Source organism: Pedobacter sp. UYEF25 (assembly GCF_054061655.1).
Window position 1 is genome coordinate 114623 of sequence record NZ_JBSSEL010000007.1, and the last position, 19741, is coordinate 134363.

The 19741-nt window shown below is 39.0% G+C and carries 17 protein-coding genes and 1 tRNA gene; 3 read left to right on the top strand and 15 right to left on the bottom strand.

The window, feature by feature from the left end:
* Positions 1–3 precede the first annotated feature (3 nt).
* Positions 4–2241: a transglycosylase domain-containing protein gene (locus ACVWYG_RS08815; RefSeq protein ID WP_457269824.1), complete on the top strand. Its 2238-nt coding sequence runs from the start codon at positions 4–6 to the stop codon at positions 2239–2241.
* Positions 2242–2354: 113 nt separating this feature from the next.
* Here the strand turns inward: ACVWYG_RS08815 and fabG are convergent, their stop codons facing one another.
* The 12 genes from fabG to ACVWYG_RS08875 form a co-directional block, all read right to left on the bottom strand.
* Positions 2355–3098 carry a 3-oxoacyl-[acyl-carrier-protein] reductase gene (gene fabG, locus ACVWYG_RS08820; RefSeq protein WP_457269825.1) on the bottom strand — a complete coding sequence of 248 codons (744 nt, stop codon included), beginning with the start codon at positions 3096–3098 and terminating at the stop codon, positions 2355–2357.
* Between the two features lie 52 nt (positions 3099–3150).
* The gene (locus tag ACVWYG_RS08825; protein WP_457269826.1) at positions 3151–3450 is read right to left on the bottom strand and encodes a GIY-YIG nuclease family protein; all 300 of its coding nucleotides are present in this window, start codon (positions 3448–3450) and stop codon (positions 3151–3153) included.
* 73 nt (positions 3451–3523) lie between these two features.
* Positions 3524–4603: an agmatine deiminase family protein gene (locus ACVWYG_RS08830; RefSeq protein WP_457269827.1), complete on the bottom strand. Its 1080-nt coding sequence runs from the start codon at positions 4601–4603 to the stop codon at positions 3524–3526.
* 142 nt (positions 4604–4745) lie between these two features.
* Positions 4746–5099: a four helix bundle protein gene (locus tag ACVWYG_RS08835; RefSeq protein ID WP_457269828.1), complete on the bottom strand. Its 354-nt coding sequence runs from the start codon at positions 5097–5099 to the stop codon at positions 4746–4748.
* Positions 5100–5256: 157 nt separating this feature from the next.
* Complete coding sequence (locus ACVWYG_RS08840) at positions 5257–6132, bottom strand: carbon-nitrogen hydrolase (RefSeq protein ID WP_457269829.1); 876 nt, start codon at positions 6130–6132, stop codon at positions 5257–5259.
* A 324-nt stretch (positions 6133–6456) separates the two neighbouring features.
* Positions 6457–7020 (bottom strand): methyltransferase family protein, encoded by a 564-nt coding sequence (locus ACVWYG_RS08845; RefSeq protein WP_457269830.1) that lies wholly within the window; start codon positions 7018–7020, stop codon positions 6457–6459.
* Positions 7021–7039: 19 nt separating this feature from the next.
* On the bottom strand, positions 7040–7252 hold the full coding sequence (locus tag ACVWYG_RS08850; protein ID WP_457269831.1) for a cysteine-rich CWC family protein: 213 nt from the start codon (positions 7250–7252) through the stop codon (positions 7040–7042).
* A 746-nt stretch (positions 7253–7998) separates the two neighbouring features.
* Entirely contained in the window at positions 7999–10383 is a 2385-nt protein-coding gene (locus ACVWYG_RS08855; RefSeq protein WP_457269832.1) for a ribonucleoside-diphosphate reductase subunit alpha, read from the bottom strand.
* A 210-nt stretch (positions 10384–10593) separates the two neighbouring features.
* A complete protein-coding gene (locus tag ACVWYG_RS08860) occupies positions 10594–11565 on the bottom strand; it encodes a ribonucleoside-diphosphate reductase small subunit (RefSeq protein WP_457269833.1) in 972 nt (323 codons plus the stop codon).
* A gap of 425 nt (positions 11566–11990) precedes the next feature.
* Entirely contained in the window at positions 11991–12371 is a 381-nt protein-coding gene (locus ACVWYG_RS08865; protein WP_457269834.1) for a septal ring lytic transglycosylase RlpA family protein, read from the bottom strand.
* Positions 12372–12514: 143 nt separating this feature from the next.
* Entirely contained in the window at positions 12515–13015 is a 501-nt protein-coding gene (locus ACVWYG_RS08870) for a methionine-R-sulfoxide reductase (RefSeq protein ID WP_457269835.1), read from the bottom strand.
* Between the two features lie 18 nt (positions 13016–13033).
* Positions 13034–13510 carry a peptide-methionine (R)-S-oxide reductase gene (locus ACVWYG_RS08875; RefSeq protein ID WP_457269836.1) on the bottom strand — a complete coding sequence of 159 codons (477 nt, stop codon included), beginning with the start codon at positions 13508–13510 and terminating at the stop codon, positions 13034–13036.
* A 334-nt stretch (positions 13511–13844) separates the two neighbouring features.
* Here ACVWYG_RS08875 and ACVWYG_RS08880 point away from each other — a divergent pair, with 334 nt between their 5' ends.
* Positions 13845–15803, top strand: coding sequence for a DEAD/DEAH box helicase (locus ACVWYG_RS08880; protein WP_457269837.1), 1959 nt, complete (start codon positions 13845–13847; stop codon positions 15801–15803).
* 177 nt (positions 15804–15980) lie between these two features.
* Here ACVWYG_RS08880 and ACVWYG_RS08885 read toward each other — a convergent pair whose 3' ends face one another.
* The 3 genes from ACVWYG_RS08885 to ACVWYG_RS08895 form a co-directional block, all read right to left on the bottom strand.
* Positions 15981–17192 carry a bifunctional 3,4-dihydroxy-2-butanone-4-phosphate synthase/GTP cyclohydrolase II gene (locus tag ACVWYG_RS08885; RefSeq protein ID WP_457269838.1) on the bottom strand — a complete coding sequence of 404 codons (1212 nt, stop codon included), beginning with the start codon at positions 17190–17192 and terminating at the stop codon, positions 15981–15983.
* 109 nt (positions 17193–17301) lie between these two features.
* A complete protein-coding gene (locus ACVWYG_RS08890; RefSeq protein WP_457269839.1) occupies positions 17302–18735 on the bottom strand; it encodes an LptF/LptG family permease in 1434 nt (477 codons plus the stop codon).
* A 28-nt stretch (positions 18736–18763) separates the two neighbouring features.
* A complete protein-coding gene (locus ACVWYG_RS08895) occupies positions 18764–19144 on the bottom strand; it encodes an START-like domain-containing protein (RefSeq protein ID WP_457269840.1) in 381 nt (126 codons plus the stop codon).
* A gap of 193 nt (positions 19145–19337) precedes the next feature.
* On the opposite strand from ACVWYG_RS08895, the gene ACVWYG_RS08900 reads away from it, so the two are divergent.
* Positions 19338–19414: transfer RNA gene (locus ACVWYG_RS08900), tRNA-Met, on the top strand.
* Positions 19415–19741: the final 327 nt, after the last annotated feature.

A 19741-nucleotide genomic window follows, 5' to 3' on the forward strand; every position in this document is an offset into this window, starting at 1 on the left:
AAAATGATTAACAAACAAAAAAAAGATAATTTAACATCTTCGGACATCAGAAAATATAACTTCAGAATTTGGAAGTTATTGATCGGTTTTATTGCTTTATTTGCGCTTTTTATTACTTTAGTTGGAGTGGGTTTTTTCGGTACATTGCCCTCATTTAGAGACATTGAGCACCCAAAAAGCAATCAGGCTTCAGAAATCTTAGCGGAAAATGGAAAGACCATCGGCACTTATTTTGTTCAAAATAGGTCGAACGTATCTTATAAAGACATCTCTCCAAACGTAATCAATGCTTTAATCGCAACAGAAGACACCCGTTTTAAAGAGCATAGCGGCATCGACTTTAAGCGTACGTTCGCAATTATTTTTTACAACTTAATAGGTAAAAAACAAGGTGCGAGTACCATTACCCAACAATTGGCCTTAAATTTATTCTCAGAAAAAGGCAGAGAACGAAATTTCTTTAAAAGGGTAATGCAAAAATTTAAAGAATGGATAGTTGCAGTCAAATTAGAACGTAACTATACCAAGGAAGAAATTATTACCATGTACCTAAATACTGTAGATTTTGGAAACCAGGCTTATGGGATCAAGTCGGCTGCTCGGGTATATTTCAATACAGGAGCAGATCAATTAACAGTTCCGCAGGCGGCCACCTTGGTGGGAATGCAAAAAGGAATTACTATGTATTCTCCCACTCGCCACCCAGAAAGATCGTTGGCGAGGCGAAACACCGTAATGTCTTTGATGGTAAAAAACGGTACGCTTACCGCACAAGATTTCGATAAAAATAAACAACAGCGCTTAAATCTTGCCTTCAATGCGGCCACCGTAAATGATGGCGTCGCTCCTTACTTCAGAACAGTACTTAAAGGAGATATCAAAAAGATTTTTCAGGAACAAGCCATCAACAAATCGGACGGAAGTAGCTATGACCTTGACAGAGATGGTTTGAAAATTTACACTACGCTAAATTACGATATGCAAGTGTATGCTGAAGAGGCACAGAAAGAATATATGAAAGTGCTACAGCAGGAGTTTAACAAGAGCTGGGCTGGTCGGAATCCTTTTAAAGGCAAAGAAATGCAAATTCAACAGGGCGTTCAACGTTCCGATCGCTACAAAGAGGCAAAGCTGAATGGTAAAACGGATGAGGAAATTAAAAAAGACTTTAACACGCCCACGGAATTGAGTATTTTTACCTGGAAGGGCGACATTGATACTACCATGAAACCGATCGATTCGGTTCGTTACTACAAGATGCTGTTGCGCAATGCGATGATGTCTATGGATCCTGAAAATGGACATGTGAAAGCTTGGGTAGGCGGAATAAATTTCGAGCATTTTAAGTACGATCAAGTGCAAATGGGAACTAGACAGGTAGGTTCTACCGCTAAACCTTTTACTTATGCTGTTGCGATAGAAAATGGTTTCTCGCCTTGCTATACCGTTCCAAATGTGCCGGTAACAATAGAGGGTTATGGAGCGCCTTGGGTACCTAGATCTTCCGGAACCATTCCAGGAGTATTGACGTTACAAAAAGCGTTGGCCTTTTCTCAGAACTACATCACTGCTTATCTTATGAAACAGGTTGGCCCAGTGGCAGTTGCTAATTTAGCTACAAAAATGGGCATTCCAGATGTTCCTGCCTATCCTTCCATTGCATTAGGATCTTTCGATGCTTCCGTATTTAACATGGTTGGTGCTTATGGAACTTTCGCAAACAAAGGTTATTACACCAAACCAATCTATTTGTTAAAAGTGGAAGATAAAAACGGTGTAGTGCTCTATTCTCAAAAAGAAATACCCAAACCAGTTATGAGCGAAGAAGTGGCTTACGTAATGACAAGGATGTTACGCGGCGTGATAACCAATGGAACGGGATCTCGACTCAGTTATAGATACAAGGTAAATACGCCGATTGGTGGAAAAACCGGAACCACCCAAAACAATTCTGACGGTTGGTTTATGGCTATAACTCCCCAACTTGTTACGGGCGTTTGGACTGGCTGCGAAGACAGAGCGTTTCATTTTATCAGTACCCGACAAGGAGAAGGCGCAAATACTGCACTTCCAATATTCGCTGGGTTTATTAAACGTGTGTACGCAAATCCTGCTTTAAAAATCAGCAAAGCTGATTTCGAACCTCCAAAAAGTGGCGTTTCTATTATTTACGATTGCAGCGTTTATCAAAAACAAGAGGAAGCCCCCACAAGCGATTTGGATGAGCGACTGGGCTTTTAGAAAAAATTGATTAAAGCGCAAAGAAGACAAACAAAATGGTTTAGCCCTGCTGTTCGCTAATTCTTTGCTCCTTACTAATACCCTTCTACTTTCCTACCCTCAAAATTCACCTCTTAAAGCATTCCGCCGCAAACGGATATGGTTTGGCCTGTTACGTAAGCGCTCATATCTGAAGCAAGGAAAACGCACACATTGGCAACATCCTCAGTTTCTCCCGCCCTTTTTAAAGGAATGTCTTTTTCCCAACCTTCTACCACTTTTGGATCCAACACTTCCGTCATTTCTGTACGGATAAATCCCGGAGCAACTACATTTGCACGAATATTTCTAGAACCAAGTTCTTTGGCAATAGATTTTGTAAAGCCAATGATGCCAGCTTTAGATGCAGCATAGTTGGACTGGCCTGCGTTTCCTGTTACGCCAACCACAGAACTCATGTTTATAAAAACACCTTTCCGCGCTTTCATCATCACTTTCGATGCTGCTTTTGTAATGTTAAAAACCGATTTTAGGTTTACATTAATCACATCATCCCAGTTTTCTTCACTCATCCGCATCAACAAGCCATCTTTGGTGATGCCAGCGTTGTTTACGATAATGTCTATCCCGCCAAAATCGGCGACAATATCTGCTATTAATTTTTCTGCTTCGTCTAATTTAGAGGCATCAGAACGGTAACCTTTTACTTGAGCGCCATCTGCTTGAAGTTCTTTTTCCAATGCTTTGCCCTTTTCTACAGACGACAAGTAGGTGAAAGCTACATTTGCTCCATGAGCCGCAAATTTCTCTGCTATTTTCCTTCCAATACCTTTAGATGCGCCGGTTATTAATGCTGTTTTTCCTTGTAGTAATTTCATATTTCTTTTTCGTTTGTCAGTCTGAGCTTGTCGAAGACCAAGATATTTATATTTATCCTTTTAGATTAGATAATCTTACAATTTCTTTCCAATCGTCCTTAAACAAAGTTTCTTTTTTCTTTCTATTCCAACATTTTAACCTGCTTTTTAAAGGCGATTGCTTGTTGAATATGGTCAAAGCGCATATATTATTTAAGGGGTAAGCGGCGGCGACTAAAAGTGTAAGCTTTAATATCTTCTCCGTTATTATGTGTTGTTCAATTCTTATGTCCAAATCATTAGTTACACTTATATAGTAGCTATTATCGGCACATTCTAAAATATAGATAAAGTAACTATGGATATTCGGCATTCTAGAGTGATTAATATATTGAAATTGCAGAATAAAAGTCCTTCGAAAGGCTCAGGATAACAATCGGATTAAACTATCCGATAGGTTCCTGTTGACTCAAACAGTGAAAACTTCCTAATCCCCAAATAATATCTATCGAATTAATACCAACAACCTTTCTATCTTGAAAGCACATCTGAATAATTTCTAATGCTTTCTCATCATTCACATCATCAAAAATCGGCACAATTACCGCAGCGTTGCAGATATAGAAATTAGCGTAGGATGCAGGCAAACGTGTATCCTCATAAACAATCGGCGAAGGCATCGGCAGTTCAACAATATTTAAAGGCCGACCATCTTTTAGCTTCATTCCTCTTAGCGCTTCCAAGTTTTCTTGTAAAAGCACGTAATTTTCATCTAAAGGATTAGGTTCTACAACAGTCAGTACAGTATCTTCATTCACGAAACGGGTAATGTCGTCAATGTGGCCATCGGTATCATCGCCAACAATTCCATCGCCCAACCATAATACTTGCTCCTGTCCATAAAATTCCAAAAGATACCTTTCTATCTCTTCTTTAGTAAATGTGGGATTTCTATTTTCATTTAACAAACAAGCCGTTGTAGTCAAAATTGTTCCCGCTCCATTAAATTCTACCGAGCCGCCTTCCATTACAATATCTGGCAGAAATAGCGGCAAGTCGAATGTTTTGGCAATTTTTGTCGGGATCACATCATCCAAATCAAATGGTGGGTATTTATTTCCCCAAGCATTATAACCCCAATCTACCACCGCTTTTTGGTTTCCTTTTACCACAAAAGCAGGTCCGTGGTCTCTACACCAAGCATCGTTGGTTTGATGGAAATAGAACTCTATTTGCGCTAAATCTGCATTCACTTTTTCCAGCTCTGCTATTGCAAAGGCCTTCATTGCTTCATCTTTAACATTGATGCGCACTTTTTCTCCCTCAGCAACGATTTTTATAAATTGGCAATAAGCTCTATAGATCGATTCGATTTTGCCCGGCCAACTTTCTTCTTTGTGTGGCCAACTTAGCCAAGTAGCTTCATGTTTTGCCCATTCTGCAGGAAAAGTATACCCTTGTTGTTTTGGAGAATAATCAAACAAATTGGGTTTGAACGTAAATTTATTTGGTGGGAATATTGACATGATTGAAAATTAATTTAAAAGTCCGAAGTTGGAAGACATTAAAATAGTTAGAAAGTTGGGAGACCGAAAGTCGGAAGATATGGTTCGTCTCTAAAAGCCCGATAGACACAAGACCAAAGTCCGAAGATAAAGTGCTTAACATTTAATTGAGTGATTTGATTAAAGCAGAAATCATAATTAATATTTCTTCGCAGGATTGATAATGTTTATTAAAAACTTCTTCTGAAATGTAGCCTCGTCTTCTGGATAGATGTAAACAATTAACCACTTCTATATCCGATCTTAAAGCGTATCCTAGGAATCTTTTAAACTCTGGATTACTTTGTCCAGTGCTACCCTCAGCAATGTTCATTGAAATAGAATCCGCAGCTCGCTTAGCTTGAGACGTCAACACATAAACCTCTTCCCGAGGAAAGGTTCTAGTCATTTTATCTACTTCGTCTGCGAGGTCTAACGCTTTTTGCCAAACCTTAAGCTTCTCGAATTTAAAGGCCAATTTTAGTCAGGGGTTAGGAGACCGAAGTCCAATGAAATAATTTAGTCTCTACGGGAATTAATAATGCATATCACTTAAATTAAACAATAAAACTACAGGATCGCGCTTTTTGTCACTTTTGACCTCTGACTTCCGGACTTCTGACTCCCGACTATTTTTAATCCTCATCTATATATCTCTTCGTAATAGGTTGATAAGAATCAATCCGTCTATCCCGTAGAAATGGCCAATGTTTTCTAAAATAATCAGATTGTGTTAAATCCAGATTTACTACTTCAGTTTCTTCCTTATCGTGAGATGCTAAATAAAGCAACTTACCTTGCGCATTGGTTGCGAAACTTCCACCCCAAAACTTCATCGCACCATCTTGCTCAAAACCAACTCTATTTACTGCAATAACTGGCACTGCGTTCGCTACTGCATGCGAGCGCTGAATGGTTTGCCAAGCATCGTACTGATCTTTATTTGTTTCCTCATCTTGATTGGTATCCCAACCTATGGCAGTTGGATAGAAAAGTATATCAGCGCCCATCAAAGCTGTAATCCGCGCAGCTTCCGGATACCACTGATCCCAACAGATCAGCACTCCTATTTTAGCAAACTTGGTGTCGAAAACTTTATATCCTAAATCGCCTGGCGTAAAGTAAAATTTCTCATAAAACGCTGGATCATCTGGAATGTGCATTTTGCGGTATTTGCCCAAATATTTCCCATCTGCATCTAACACAGCAGTAGTATTGTGGTACAAACCTTCTGCACGTTTCTCAAATAGTGAAGCAATAATGACTATATTAAGTTCTGCAGCTATAACAGAAAGTGCATCGGTCGAAGGGCCAGGAATGGATTCAGCTAAATCAAAATTATCGTAGTCTTCTACATCGCAAAAATACAATGACGTAAATAATTCTTGCAGGCAAACAATCTGTGCACCTTTTTTAGCTGCATCACGTACCTTCTCTATGGCTTTATCTAAATTTTCTTGTTTGCTGCTGGTACAGCTCATCTGTACCAAACCAACTTTTACATTCTTCATTTATAAAATATAACGCTTTGAAATAAATAAAAATTAACTCGTGCTAAATCTTCTGCAAAGTTACTAAAAAAGGATAATTTTAAATATTAAGTAATGCTTCTCGAGTGTAAGATTTAATTCTTAGTGGCAGAAAAGATGCTCTTTTGCAGTTAAGTTATGAGCTGAATATTTTTTATTGAAAATCAAAGATAGTCGCCTTGTTTAAAGTCGTTCGGGCTAACCATTTTAGCCTAGCAAAAAAGCTTAGGCTGCCATTATTATCCCGTTTATGTACAACCGTCGCTGCAAGAAACTTGGGTTGCAGGCCGCCGATAAAACTTTGATCTAAAATATAAAAGGAATAATCCTGGCAGTTTGATTTTTGTAAGATTGGTATTCCGACCCGAAATGCGCTGTTAGCGCCTCTTCTTCAATTTTAATACGATAAATAAATACGCTCAAAATACTGACACAAATAATCGCCAAAGAAAACCAATTGTTCAATATAATTCCCATTCCGATAAACGACAACAATGAGGCTGCATAAGAAGGATGACGGACGTACTTGTACATTCCGTTTGTTTTCAGTTTGTGGTCGTTCCTAATCGTCACATCAACAGTAAAAAATCTTCCCAAAGAAAACACGGCAAAGTACCGCAGTAGGATACCAAAAATCAAAATGAAAACCCCAACATAGTTACCCATTATCGTATGGTAAATTGGCAAAGACACATTTTTAGAGATCAGCACAGCAACAGTAATACAAATTGCAATTACAATCCATATCATCTTCAACGAATTCTTATCCTGATTCTTTTTGTCGCTGCTCCCAGAACGCAACATTCTATTCAAATAAATTTCAGAAAATATCCAGACGATGTAAACAAATATCAAAACTGTTTCAGACATGCGGTGATTGGTTATTCCTTTAAAATTGTTCGTGATATTCCTTTTTTAATTCTCTTAAACAATTGGCACACAGGCAACCATCATAAGTTTCGCTAATGTACTGCATTTCATTAATGGTTAACTGTACAGTACTGCATTGACATTTTGTATATGCGTTCGCCTTACATTCCACAGAAACTCTGCACCGCTCGCAAGAAATGATTTCGTGTTTGGTGAAGGTGGGGTTTGGCATTACGTTTTGGGTGATAGGTAATTTTGGAAATCTTATGTAAAAATAAGAACAAATTTTCAATTGGACATAGCATAAGGGCTAATACCCCATTCACCATTCTTATCTTGAGCCGATTAAAACAGCGTATCCTCACAGGCAAAATAATCAGCTACAAGCGGCCCAAAAAGTACATTTCTATTAATAAAACTTCAAAAGCAACGGCAACCAGAGATCTACAATCGCTAAACGATTTGGGTATTTTTAAGGTAGAAGGCTCAGGACGATCTGTGAGGTATTTCTTGGAATTTTAAAAAATGCAAAATCTGCTTCTCTATTTATCGATATGGCGGAAGTGTTCACTTATGCCTAAAAATATATTGTCTTTTATTCTATCAACGCAAGCGGACGCTTGTGCTAGAGGGGTTAAAATATGAAAATACTTTGATCGAAGTGTTTATTCAGCGAGTGGTCCGTTCTTGTGATATGTCTCCAAAGGTCGAGATGACGTGGTGATCAAGCTCTGCGACAATCACTTCAACGCACAAGGTTTTTCAAAGCACAGAGACAGATTAACACAATGTTAGATTTTGCAACATCGACTATTAAAAAAGGTTTTGAGCGTTGGCCCAAAACCTTTTTTCATTCGATTATTTTATTCAGAAGAGATGAACTTTTCGTTTGAGATTGCTTCGTGCCTCGCAATGACGAAATCTAGCCAGCTTTCTGTTTGTTCTTTACTCTTTGTTCTTTGCTCCTTATTCTTCTTCCTACCCCGAACAACTGATACATCCTTCTTCCATGCTACAAACCGGCCCATCTACAATTTCTTCTGCAACTTGGTCTTGGGTCATCTCTGCAGGAATTACTGCTTCAATCGCTTTGCCTGCTTGGCTTTCTACGGTAAACTTAACCGCTTGAGATGCTGCTTGTGTACGTAAATAATACATTCCTGTCTTCAGCCCTTTTTCCCACGCGTAAAAATGCATAGAAGTAAGTTTTGAGGTATTTGGTGCATTTATAAACAGGTTTAACGACTGCGATTGACATATATAGGCACCACGATCTGCAGCCATATCGATTATGTTACGCATCTTTATTTCCCAAACTGTCTTGTACAATTCTTTAATATAATCTGGAATAGACGGTATGCCTTGAACAGATCCATTTGCCAAGATAATTTGATTCTTCATATCGTTATTCCAAAGGCCTAACGCTACCAGATCTTTTAACAGATGTTTGTTTACCACCACAAACTCTCCGCTCAATACTCGGCGCGTGTAAATGTTTGACGTATATGGCTCAAAACATTCGTTGTTCCCTAAAATTTGCGAAGTAGATGCTGTTGGCATTGGCGCAACCAAAAGAGAATTATACACTCCTTCTTCCACTACTTTTGTACGTAATGCTTCCCAATCCCAACGGTTGCTTTCTGGCTTAACATTCCATAAATCAAACTGAAACTTTCCCTGAGACAATGGCGAACCTTTAAAAGATTGATATGGACCATTCTCTCTCGCAAGATCGTTAGAAGCGGTCATTGAAGCAAAATAAATTGTCTCAAAAATCTCTTTGTTTAACCTTTTTGCTTCGTCACTTTCAAAAGGCAAACGCAATAAAATAAAAGCATCTGCCAAACCTTGCACACCCAAGCCAACCGGACGGTGGCGCATATTCGAGTTTTCTGCCTCGACTACAGGATAATAATTATGATCGATAATTTTATTTAAATTCAAAGTCGCCTGATACGTTACTTCATATAATTTTTGGTGGTCAAACTGACCGTCTATTACAAATCTCGGTAACGCTAACGAAGCTAAATTACAAACAGCAACCTCATCTTTAGCGGTATATTCGATGATTTCAGTACAAAGATTAGAACTTTTTATCGTGCCTAAATTCTGCTGATTAGATTTCGCATTTGCTGCATCTTTAAACAACATGTAAGGCGTACCTGTCTCTATCTGCGAATCTAAAATGGCAAACCAAAGTTCTTGTGCTTTAATGGTTCTACGTCCGCGTTTTTCGGCTTCGTATTTTGTATATAAAGCTTCAAATGCTGCACCATGGCAATCTGCTAACCCTGGCGCTTCATGCGGACAGAACAAGGTCCATTCGCCATTGTCTTTTACGCGTTGCATAAACAAATCGTTTATCCAAAGTGCGTAGAATAGATCTCGCGCACGCATTTCTTCTTTACCATGGTTTTTGCGCAGGTCTAAAAATTGAAAAACATCTGCATGCCATGGCTCTAAATAGATAGCGAAAGCACCTTTACGCTTTCCTCCACCTTGATCTACGTAACGGGCTGTATCATTAAATACACGCAACATAGGAATAATTCCATTGCTTGTACCGTTGGTTCCACCGATGTATGAGCCAGTTGCGCGGATATTATGTATACTCAAACCTATACCACCAGCACTTTGCGAGATTTTTGCCGTTTGCTTTAAGGTATCGTAAATCCCTTCAATGCTATCATCTTGCATGGTTAACAAGAAACACGAAGACATTTGTGGTTTTGGTGTAGCAGCATTAAATAGTGTTGGTGTAGCATGTGTAAACCAACGTTCGCTCATTAAATGATAGGTTTTTATTGCACTATCGATATCTGCCTTATGAATGCCGACTGCAACGCGCATAAATAAATGTTGCGGACGCTCTACAATTTCTCCATTGACCTTTAGCAGGTATGATTTCTCCAAAGTTTTAAATCCGAAATAATCGAAGCCAAAATCCCTGTCGTAAATGATGGTACTATCTAGAATATCTGCATTCTTATCGATGATTTCCATCACATCATCCGCTATAAGTGGAGCTGCTTTTTGTGCTTTGGGATCGAAATACTCATGCAACATTTTCATGGTTCCCGAAAACGACTTTGTCGTATTCTTATGAAGATTGGAGACCGCTATTCGCGATGCCAACAACGCATAATCTGGATGCTTTGTAGTTAAAGAGGCAGCAGTTTCGGCTGCTAGGTTGTCTAATTCTGACGTAGTGACGCCATCATATAAACCTTCAATCACCTTTTTTGCAACGTCGATAGAATCCACGAGATCTGCATTTAAACCGTAGCACAACTTTTGAATTCTAGCCGTGATTTTGTCGAATTTTACCGCTTCGCTGCGACCATCTCTTTTTAGTACAAACATATCTTTATTTAGTATCGCCTTTCAACCCTCCCCAAATGGGAGGATTTTCAAAGGTGTTTTTCTTCTTTTAGTATCAATTAGTGAGTATCAATTGTCAAGCTTTAAAACCATCAACCGTCTTGCTTCTACCCTTCAAATAGATTGCTTCATGGCTCGCAAAGACAAAGAACGGAAACCTTCAACCCTCAACTTTCCAGTCTTAAACCTTAGTTAAAAGTCATCATCTAAAGAAAAAGCTTGAGTTTTATTATCTGCCGACGTTAACACGCCACTTTTCTGATAATCGCCAACTCGTTTTTCGAAAAAATTAGTTTTACCTTGAAGTGAGATCATCTCCATAAAATCGAAAGGGTTGGTGGCATTGTAAATTTTATCATATCCTAGCTCCTGCAACCATCTATCAGCCACAAATTCTATATATTGACTCATCAACTTCGCATTCATTCCAATTAACGCAACTGGCAAAGCTTCGGTAATAAACTCTTTTTCAATTTCTACAGCATCGCTGATGATCCCGTGAACTTGCTCTTGACTTAACTTGTTTTCTAACATGCTATAAAGCAAACATGCAAACTCGCAGTGTGAACCCTCGTCTCTAGAGATCAACTCATTACTGAATGTTAGGCCTGGCATTAATCCGCGTTTTTTCAACCAAAAGATTGAGCAGAAGCTGCCACTAAAAAATATGCCTTCTACCGCAGCGAATGCAACCAAACGTTCTGCAAAACTTCCGTTTTCTATCCAACGCAATGCCCATTCTGCTTTCTTCTTTACAGCCGGCACTGTATCAATCGCGTGGAACAGACGATCTTTTTCTTCCGGGTCTTTAATGTAAGTATCGATCAAAAGCGCATAGGTTTCTGCGTGGATATTTTCCATCATAATCTGGAAACCGTAGAAGCAGCGCGCCTCTGGCAATTGAACCTCACTCATAAAGTTAACAGCAAGATTTTCATTTACGATACCATCACTTGCAGAGAAAAATGCCAAAATATGAGAGATGAAATGTCTTTCTCCATCGTTTAAATTATCCCAATGTTTTTGATCATCTGAAAGGTCTATTTCTTCAGCGGTCCAAAAACTGGCTTCGGTCTTCTTATACATCTCCCAAATTGCCGGGTATTTTATCGGCAATAACACAAATCTGTCTTTATTTTCTTGTAATAATAATTCCTGTTCCATTAGCTGATGTTTTATTTTTATTTAATTCAAAGTCGACAAAATTTTGCATCTGCTACTTTTGTATTAGCGATGGTCATTTCTTCAAATGAAAATATGTAATGCAAGTATTAACTTTTGATTTCACACAAAAACTTACCTTTTAGTTTTTGAAAATTGACGTTTAAATGCGGAAGACCCACATGTTATGTCACTAAAGATTAAGGCTTTGCAACGGTTGCGAAATCCATTTCGTTAAAGAACTTTGTTGAAACAAATATAAAGGACGGAGCTCTTTTTTTACTTGAAAGTTGTTAACATCAAAATGCTATTGGTGGATAAAGAGCGATGGAAATTTAATTTCAGCCGCAAAAAAAAGCTAAAGAGTTCTATTTTAGCACTAAGGAAATGAGTATTAATGTGGATAAGTTAAATACGCTATTTAGAAATTAAGGGAGTGCGTATTTTAGTGTCACTTTTGAAATGCCTTCATTGAAAATACCGATCAGCTTAGCTGCCCTTTCCGAAAGGTCTATGGCAATCCGTTTTACAAACGGGCCGCGGTCTGTAATTTTGACTTTTACAGATTTTCCATTTTCGGGATTCGTCACAGTAACAATAGTTCCAAATGGGAGACTTCTGTGCGCAGCGGTAAGTTTTTTTGCACGGTATCTGGTTCCACTTGAAGTACTTCGACCTTCGAATTTTGGATGGTAATAGGTAGCAAGCGCAGCTTTACGTACCGTATCTTGAACTTCAGAATCTTCGTTCGTTTGCGCACTGCTTTTGAAGAAGCAGAATAAAACAACCACAATCAACACATATTTCATAGGCAAGCTATTTTAACTGGGTTTGCAAATATAGGTATTTCAAATTTAACCGAATTTCTAAGGACTTATTAGGAGCGTTTCCACACAAAAAAAGCGTAAAACTTTCGTCTTACGCCCTTTCCTAAACCCCTTCTCCTTGGTTACTATTTTTTGTCAGGCACAAAGCTCATCGAAATAGAGTTTACGCAGTGCCTTGTATTCTTTGCAGTTAAACCCTCCCCAATAAACACATGACCAAGATGTGCACCGCAATTCGCACATTCAATTTCTGTACGCATTCCATCAGCATCCGGAAGCTTTTTTACTGCACCTTTAATCTCATCGTCAAATGCCGGCCAACCACAATGGGCATCGAATTTACTATCAGATCGGTACAACGGCGCATTGCACCGTTTGCAAATGTAAGTACCTTTCTCATTAAAATCATCGTATTTTCCAGTACCTGGACGTTCAGTGCCCTTATTAACAATTACGCGCTCCTCGTCGGTGGTCAATTTGTTCCAATTCATATTATTTTTTACTGAAGTTTCTTTCATCGGTGTCTTATCTTCTGGTTTGTTTTGAGCACAAGCAGAGAAACAGGTCGCGATTGCTATGATCCCAACAATCGAAAATGTGTTAACTAAATTTCTAAAATTTAACATTGAAAAGCTCTTTAAGTTTTATTTATCCGCTACAAAGTTCAAAGCTAGCGAATTGATGCAGTTCCTAGTGTTTTTCTTTGTAAAATGCTCGCCATAAAAAACATGTCCAATGTGCGCACCACAATTTGCACAGACTTCCTCTTCTCTTTGTCCGTCGGCGTCCTTATTGTATTTCACACCCCCTTTAATTTCGTCATCAAAACTCGGCCATCCAGTATGTGATTCGAATTTAGTCTCGGATCTAAAAAGAGGCTCATTGCATTGCTTACATAAATAAGTTCCCTTTTGTTTATTATGCAATAAACTTCCAGACCCTGGCGTTTCTGTCCCCTCGTGTAGCATAATTTGCGCCGAGGCGGCGTTTAATTTGTTATAATCGGCCTTATTTTTTATCACTGCAGGCAGTTTGCCGGTAGGATTTTGTGCACAGGCGGTTATTGTACCGATCAGCAAAAATGCTCCAAACACAATTAATTTATTTACTATCGTTTTCATAATACCATGTACGTTGGCTAATGAGGTTTGGTTTAAAGAATGACCTTAAAGGCTGAGTGTTTACAAAAAAATGAGAAATGAATTAAAAGCAAATGTTACCAACACATTCTTTTTACTTGTAGTTTGTAGACCTCAAGACTACCTAGAGTTCCAACATTGACCAGCGCCTTAATCCATTATAGAGTCACTGAGAACAGATACATCTCAGACTACTGCTTCGTTTGAATACCTTAATTCCTTATTTTCAATGAATTACATTTATAAAAAATAGGAATACTTGTTATGAATTGTAGAATTAAAATCATACCTTTGCGGCTTATTAAAAAAAAGACTAATGACAAACCCATTTAAAGAATTGGGGATAAGTGATGACGTCGTTAATGCCGTAAAAGACCTTGGATTTGAAAATCCAACGCCCATTCAGGAACAAAGTATTCCTGTACTGTTAGAAGGCACTAATGATTTTGTTGGTTTGGCCCAAACAGGAACAGGAAAAACAGCCGCATTCGGATTGCCGCTGTTAGAATTAATTGATTTTGAAGTAAATAAACCGCAAGCGTTAATTTTATGCCCAACGCGCGAACTCTGTTTACAAATTACGAACGACCTTAAAAGTTATGCCAAAAACAAGCCGCGTGCGCATGTTGTTGCCGTTTACGGTGGAGCAAGCATTATGCCGCAGCTACGCGAGATACGCCAAGGCGTACAGATTGTAGTGGCTACGCCCGGCCGTATGTTAGATATTCTTGGTCGTAAGGCCATCGATTTTTCTGACGTAAAATTTGTGGTGCTGGATGAAGCAGATGAAATGTTAAATATGGGCTTCCAGGAAGACATAAATGATATTTTGGCAACAACACCAGAAGAAAAGAAAACTTGGTTGTTCTCTGCAACCATGCCGAGTGAAGTGCGTCGTATAGCAAAAAAATATATGACCGACCCGGTGGAACTTACCATGGGCACAAAAAATTCAGGTAATGTTAACATAGAGCACGAATACTATATAGTGCGTGCCCGCGATAAATATGCTGCTCTTAAACGCATTGTAGATTTTAATCCTGATATTTTTGCAGTAGTATTTTGCAAAACTAAAATGGATACGCAAGATGTTGCCGAAAGACTAATTAAGGACGGTTACAACGCAGATGCCCTTCACGGCGATTTATCGCAACAGCAACGTGATAAAGTAATGCAACGTTTCCGCGAGCAGAACATGCAACTGCTTATCGCAACAGATGTTGCTGCGCGTGGAATTGATGTCAAAGAAATTACACACGTAATAAATTTCTCTTTACCAGACGAAATAGAAAGCTATACCCACCGTTCTGGCCGTACAGGTCGTGCAGGAAAAACCGGTATTTCTATCTGTATCATCAACTCTAAAGAAACTGGGAAAATCCGCCAGCTAGAACGCATTATTGGCAAGCAATTTACAAAAGCAGAATTACCTACAGGTTTTGATGTTTGCGAAAAGCAGTTGTTTTCTTTAGTTCATAGAGTGAACAGTGTAGAGGTAAACGAGGAGCAGATCGATCAATATATTCCAAGAATCATGGATGAGTTTGCCGAACTGACCAAGGAAGACGTAATTAAACGTTTTGCTTCTTTAGAGTTTAATAGGTTCTTAGACTATTATTCTAAAGCCCCAGACTTGAATGCTACTGATGAGCGCGGCGGCGATAGAGACCGTGGCGAACGTGGAGAACGCGGAGAACGTAGTGGTCGCAATAGAGGTAGCGAAGGTTTTACGCGTTTGTTTATTAATTTGGGCTCGGTTGATGAATTTACCCGTGGCGATATGCTGGGCTTTATTTGTAACCAGACTAAAATTAGCGGCAAAGAAGTTGGAAAAATTGATCTAAAAGGTGTTTTCTCTTTCTTTGAAGTGGAAGATGCTGTGGCAGATAAAGTTTTTGAAGGCTTTAAAAACGCAGAATATAACGGAAGAAGTGTACGGATCGAAAAAAGCGGCGAAGCACCTAGTGGTGGCGGAGAACGAGGAGAGCGTGAAGATCGCGGAAGACGTAGTGATAGAGGTGGATTTGGAGGTGAGCGCAGAAGTGGTGGTGGAAGCGGAGATCGCAGTAGAGGTGGAGAGCGTGGCGGAAGTCGTGGAAGTGGTTTCGGTGGGGGAAGTGGAAGACGTAGTTCGTCGTCAGACCGTAGCGGATCTGGTAGCGGCGAATTTAGAGATTTCTCTGGTCGTAAGCGCGAAGAACGTTCAGACAATGGAAGTGGCAGCGCTGATAGATCTGGCGGAGGCGAAAGCAAAGAACGTAGAAAAAGATGGTAAATCCGTCTAACACATAGATAAAAAGGCCGGTTTTGCTTTCGCAAAACCGGCCTTTTTCGTTGTCAGCCACCTATTACTCCCAAAAGCTAAGATATTTCTGAACGGACGATATCTAAAAAAAGCAACCGTACTAGAATACTTCGAGCTAGGTGAGTTGAAAGAAAAGATGGTTTAACCTTAACCTTTCATAATGGAATGACCCATCTTATCGCGCTTGGTAGACAAATATCTTTCGTTGTGAATATTGCTTTGTATCTCGATGGGAATATTTTCTACGGCCTCTAATCCGTAACCGATTAAACCCGCCCGCTTTGTTGGGTTATTTGTCATTAAACGCATTTTGGAAACGCCCTGCGACCTCAATATTTGTGCGCCAACACCATAATCACGCTCATCGCCTTTAAACCCTAACTTAATATTTGCTTCAACGGTATCAAAACCTTCATCTTGCAAATTGTATGAACGCAACTTATTAATCAGCCCGATGCCTCTACCCTCCTGATTCATGTAAACAACAATGCCTTTACCTTCTTGCTCTATCATTTCTAGCGCTTTGTGTAATTGCGGTCCACAATCGCACCTGCAGCTGCCAAAAATATCACCTGTAACGCAAGAACTGTGCACACGCACCAATATTGCCTCCTCTGTAGTCCATTCTCCTTTAGAGATAGCCAAATGGGTTGCTCCATTATCAAGCTGGGTATAAGCGGTCATTTTAAAGTTTCCCCAATCGGTTGGCAAATCTACCGTAACCTCCTGACGTATTAAACTTTCTACCTTTAACCTATAAGCGATTAAGTCTTCAATGGAAATAATTTTGAGTTTATGTTGTGCAGCAATCTTAAAAAGATCTGGCAAACGAGCCATTTCCCCATCCTCTTTTAGAATCTCTACCAATACTCCTGCAGACTTCATTCCTGCCAGGCGCGCTAAATCTACTGCAGCTTCTGTGTGTCCTGCCCTGCGTAAAACGCCTCCATCTTTTGCAATCAATGGAAAGATATGTCCGGGTCTCCCTAATTCTTCAGGTTGGGTATTGTCGTTAACCAACGCAAAAATCGTTTTAGACCTATCGCTCGCAGAAATACCGGTAGTACAACCATGCCCATTTAAATCAACCGAAACGGTAAAATTGGTTTCATAAGCAGCGGTATTTTTGCCTACCATTAAATTTAATTCCAACGCTTTACAACGGTCTTCAGTTAAAGGAGCACAGATTAATCCGCGACCGTACATTGCCATAAAATTAATAACTTCTGGCGTCGCATTTTCCGCAGCGGTCAAAAAATCTCCTTCGTTTTCCCGGCCTTCATCATCAACCACAATAATAACCTTACCAGCTTTTATATCGGCGATTGCCTCTTCAATGGTGTTTAGCTTGCTTTGCATGTGCCTTACCTAAAAATAAAGAAAATATGAGTGCCTTTCATAGGCTTTTGACAAAGGTACAATCTAAAAAAACAATTAAACGGTAATTTATATCATCTAGAAGTAAATGCTATTGGGATGCAGACAGCTGCTTTTTCCTAAATACTTTTAAAATCAACTCCTTATAATAGTTGATGTCAAATAGCGCTGAATCCCTTGATGCTTTGTAAGTTAAAAATGCGGCTAAGGGAGACAGCACGATTACCGCTATCCACATGGCTATTATCGGGTTTAGATCTCCCTGTTTTGCTGCTTTTTCAGCAACGGTAGTAAGAATGTGGTAAATGAGAAAAAATACTACCGCGACTACAACAGGCAACCCCATTCCTCCCTTTCTAATGATTGCACCTAGAGGTGCACCAATAAAAAATAACAAAATGCAAGAGGCTGCCAACGTAAACTTACGCTGATACTCTACTTGAGTGACAATTATTTCATTGGTTAACTCGGTCTGTCGAGTACCACCATTTGCCAAACTTTGCTCAATTCCTGCTACAATATTTGTTGCAGTGGTTATGCTTTGCTTTCTGGATCCGTTTGGAATATCAGCCAAAATAAGGTCATGTATCTTCTTTGGAACTGTTTCTAATTTGCTGTAACCTTTGGCCACGGTGTATGCTTTGAAACTACTTTTTAAGCTTTGATTTTGGCTTTTGTTTAACGTATCAAGTTGTCTTGTCAACAATTCCGACTTTTGCTTAATTCCACTTAGGTTAAGCATAATGGTATTCTGACCGAACGCATTTGGATCAGTATTTTGCATTTGAAAAGAAGATAAATCAAAAGTGGGTTGCGCCTCTTTAAATCGGCCACGCGTAAAAACTTGCCTAGGATTGTAGGCACCAGATTTACCTGCGGCTTCCTCATACTGAACGCCATCTTTTAGTTTAAATATCAGAAATTTCCCGTCGGTTGTTTTTTCCATGATGCCCTCTTTGGCCATGATGATTTTAGGGATACCTAAAGTTCCATCTGTTTGATACATCAAAATTCCAAACAATTTATCGCCGTCCTTCCGATCTACTCTAATAGAATAGTTGGGGATGCTGTTGTTGAAAATCCCTGGCTTTATCAAAAACGCCAATTTTTTATTGGTCACATCCCACAGCAAGGAATTAAACTTTAAATTGGCTTTTGGGAGGATAAAATTTGAAAAAATTAACGAGCTAGCGCTCAAGAGCAAAATAACAAAAAATAACGGGCGCATGGCCTTTTGAAGGGAAATACCCGCTGCTTTTATCGCAACAAGCTCATAATTCTCGCCAAGGTTGCCAAACGTCATAATAGAAGAAAGCAGCACCGAAAGCGGCAGAGCCATAGAAATTTGGACCAAAGCCTGGTAATACATCAATTCTAGGATGGTGTACCATTCAAACCCTTTTCCAATTAGATCGTCTACATACTTAAAAAGAAAAAACATGATTAAAATAAACATCACCACAAAAAAAGTGGCCATGAATGGTTTTAAAAACGACTTTAAAATTAAGATGTATAATTTTTTCACCTTACAAAGATACGCAAAGCGCTAAAATTTAAGCACCGATAACGCCAATCAAATAATCTATTTGATTGTCCCATATGGATTTCTTTTCAGCCAAAGTGTCATCGGTGGCGAAATCAGTAATGGAAAGGGCAACGTCGTTGGTGAGTTCGTCTTGGACTATCTCCATTTCAAAATAACACTGTGGCTCGTCTTCTAACCATTTAAACTTCACTAGTTTATTTTCTTTGATGGAAACTAATTTTGCTTTCTGTTCTTCGTCATCCCAGGTAAATGTATAAACCTGGTCTCTAAAGTTTACATCGTCGGCAAACCACTGCGAGAGGCCATTCGGCTCGCTAATGAAGGTGTACAATATTCTAGGTGAAGACTTTACCTCGTATTCAATTGTAAATTTCTTTTTTTCTGACATGCTAATTTAGTCACAAGGTAGATATCTGATTATTTTTTTCCTTTTATTTTTCTAAAGAAAGGTAATTTTTTCTATATTTGCAACTCTAAAAAAAGGCCACAATACAGAACACGTAAGATAGTAATTTTTTAGATGTTTAGTTGGAATAAATACGCAATCGGTTTATTCTAATTTTTATTAAAAACCAACCCTCGGCGGGGTAGCTCAGATGGTTAGAGCGCAGGATTCATAACCCTGAGGTCGGCAGTTCGATCCTGCTCCCCGCTACCATGAAGGGCAATTCAGATAAATTTGAGTTGCCCTCTTTTTTTGTTAAAAAATTTTAGTTTCGAAGCGTTATAAATCTAACCAATTGATTTTCATTTGTTTAGCCATCCAAAAAAATAGGTTAGCTAAAGTTACATTCATGATTAAATCTGATTAATAAGATTATTCTGCCATTGCATTTGCACCTCTCGAGTCTAGACCCTATTAACCAAGCATAATTTCAGTTTCAGCTAAAAACAGACCAGTTCAATTTTACACCCTGTAAACCTTCGTTGGGTAGATCAATGGATTTAATAAGGGTTAATTTGATTGCTGGCAGCAACGATGAAT

What these genes read in the sequence shown, in the direction of transcription:
- ACVWYG_RS08870 (WP_457269835.1), bottom strand. Translation starts at nt 13,015, where the DNA reads ATGTTAAATTTTAGAAATTTAGTTAACACATTTTCGATTGTTGGGATC.
- ACVWYG_RS08815 (WP_457269824.1), top strand. Translation starts at nt 4, where the DNA reads ATGATTAACAAACAAAAAAAAGATAATTTAACATCTTCGGACATCAGA.
- ACVWYG_RS08885 (WP_457269838.1), bottom strand. Translation starts at nt 17,192, where the DNA reads ATGCAAAGCAAGCTAAACACCATTGAAGAGGCAATCGCCGATATAAAA.
- ACVWYG_RS08875 (WP_457269836.1), bottom strand. Translation starts at nt 13,510, where the DNA reads ATGAAAACGATAGTAAATAAATTAATTGTGTTTGGAGCATTTTTGCTG.
- ACVWYG_RS08845 (WP_457269830.1), bottom strand. Translation starts at nt 7,020, where the DNA reads ATGTCTGAAACAGTTTTGATATTTGTTTACATCGTCTGGATATTTTCT.
- ACVWYG_RS08850 (WP_457269831.1), bottom strand. Translation starts at nt 7,252, where the DNA reads ATGCCAAACCCCACCTTCACCAAACACGAAATCATTTCTTGCGAGCGG.
- ACVWYG_RS08860 (WP_457269833.1), bottom strand. Translation starts at nt 11,565, where the DNA reads ATGGAACAGGAATTATTATTACAAGAAAATAAAGACAGATTTGTGTTA.
- fabG (WP_457269825.1), bottom strand. Translation starts at nt 3,098, where the DNA reads ATGAAATTACTACAAGGAAAAACAGCATTAATAACCGGCGCATCTAAA.
- ACVWYG_RS08825 (WP_457269826.1), bottom strand. Translation starts at nt 3,450, where the DNA reads ATGCCGAATATCCATAGTTACTTTATCTATATTTTAGAATGTGCCGAT.
- ACVWYG_RS08830 (WP_457269827.1), bottom strand. Translation starts at nt 4,603, where the DNA reads ATGTCAATATTCCCACCAAATAAATTTACGTTCAAACCCAATTTGTTT.
- ACVWYG_RS08840 (WP_457269829.1), bottom strand. Translation starts at nt 6,132, where the DNA reads ATGAAGAATGTAAAAGTTGGTTTGGTACAGATGAGCTGTACCAGCAGC.
- ACVWYG_RS08865 (WP_457269834.1), bottom strand. Translation starts at nt 12,371, where the DNA reads ATGAAATATGTGTTGATTGTGGTTGTTTTATTCTGCTTCTTCAAAAGC.
- ACVWYG_RS08880 (WP_457269837.1), top strand. Translation starts at nt 13,845, where the DNA reads ATGACAAACCCATTTAAAGAATTGGGGATAAGTGATGACGTCGTTAAT.
- ACVWYG_RS08895 (WP_457269840.1), bottom strand. Translation starts at nt 19,144, where the DNA reads ATGTCAGAAAAAAAGAAATTTACAATTGAATACGAGGTAAAGTCTTCA.
- ACVWYG_RS08855 (WP_457269832.1), bottom strand. Translation starts at nt 10,383, where the DNA reads ATGTTTGTACTAAAAAGAGATGGTCGCAGCGAAGCGGTAAAATTCGAC.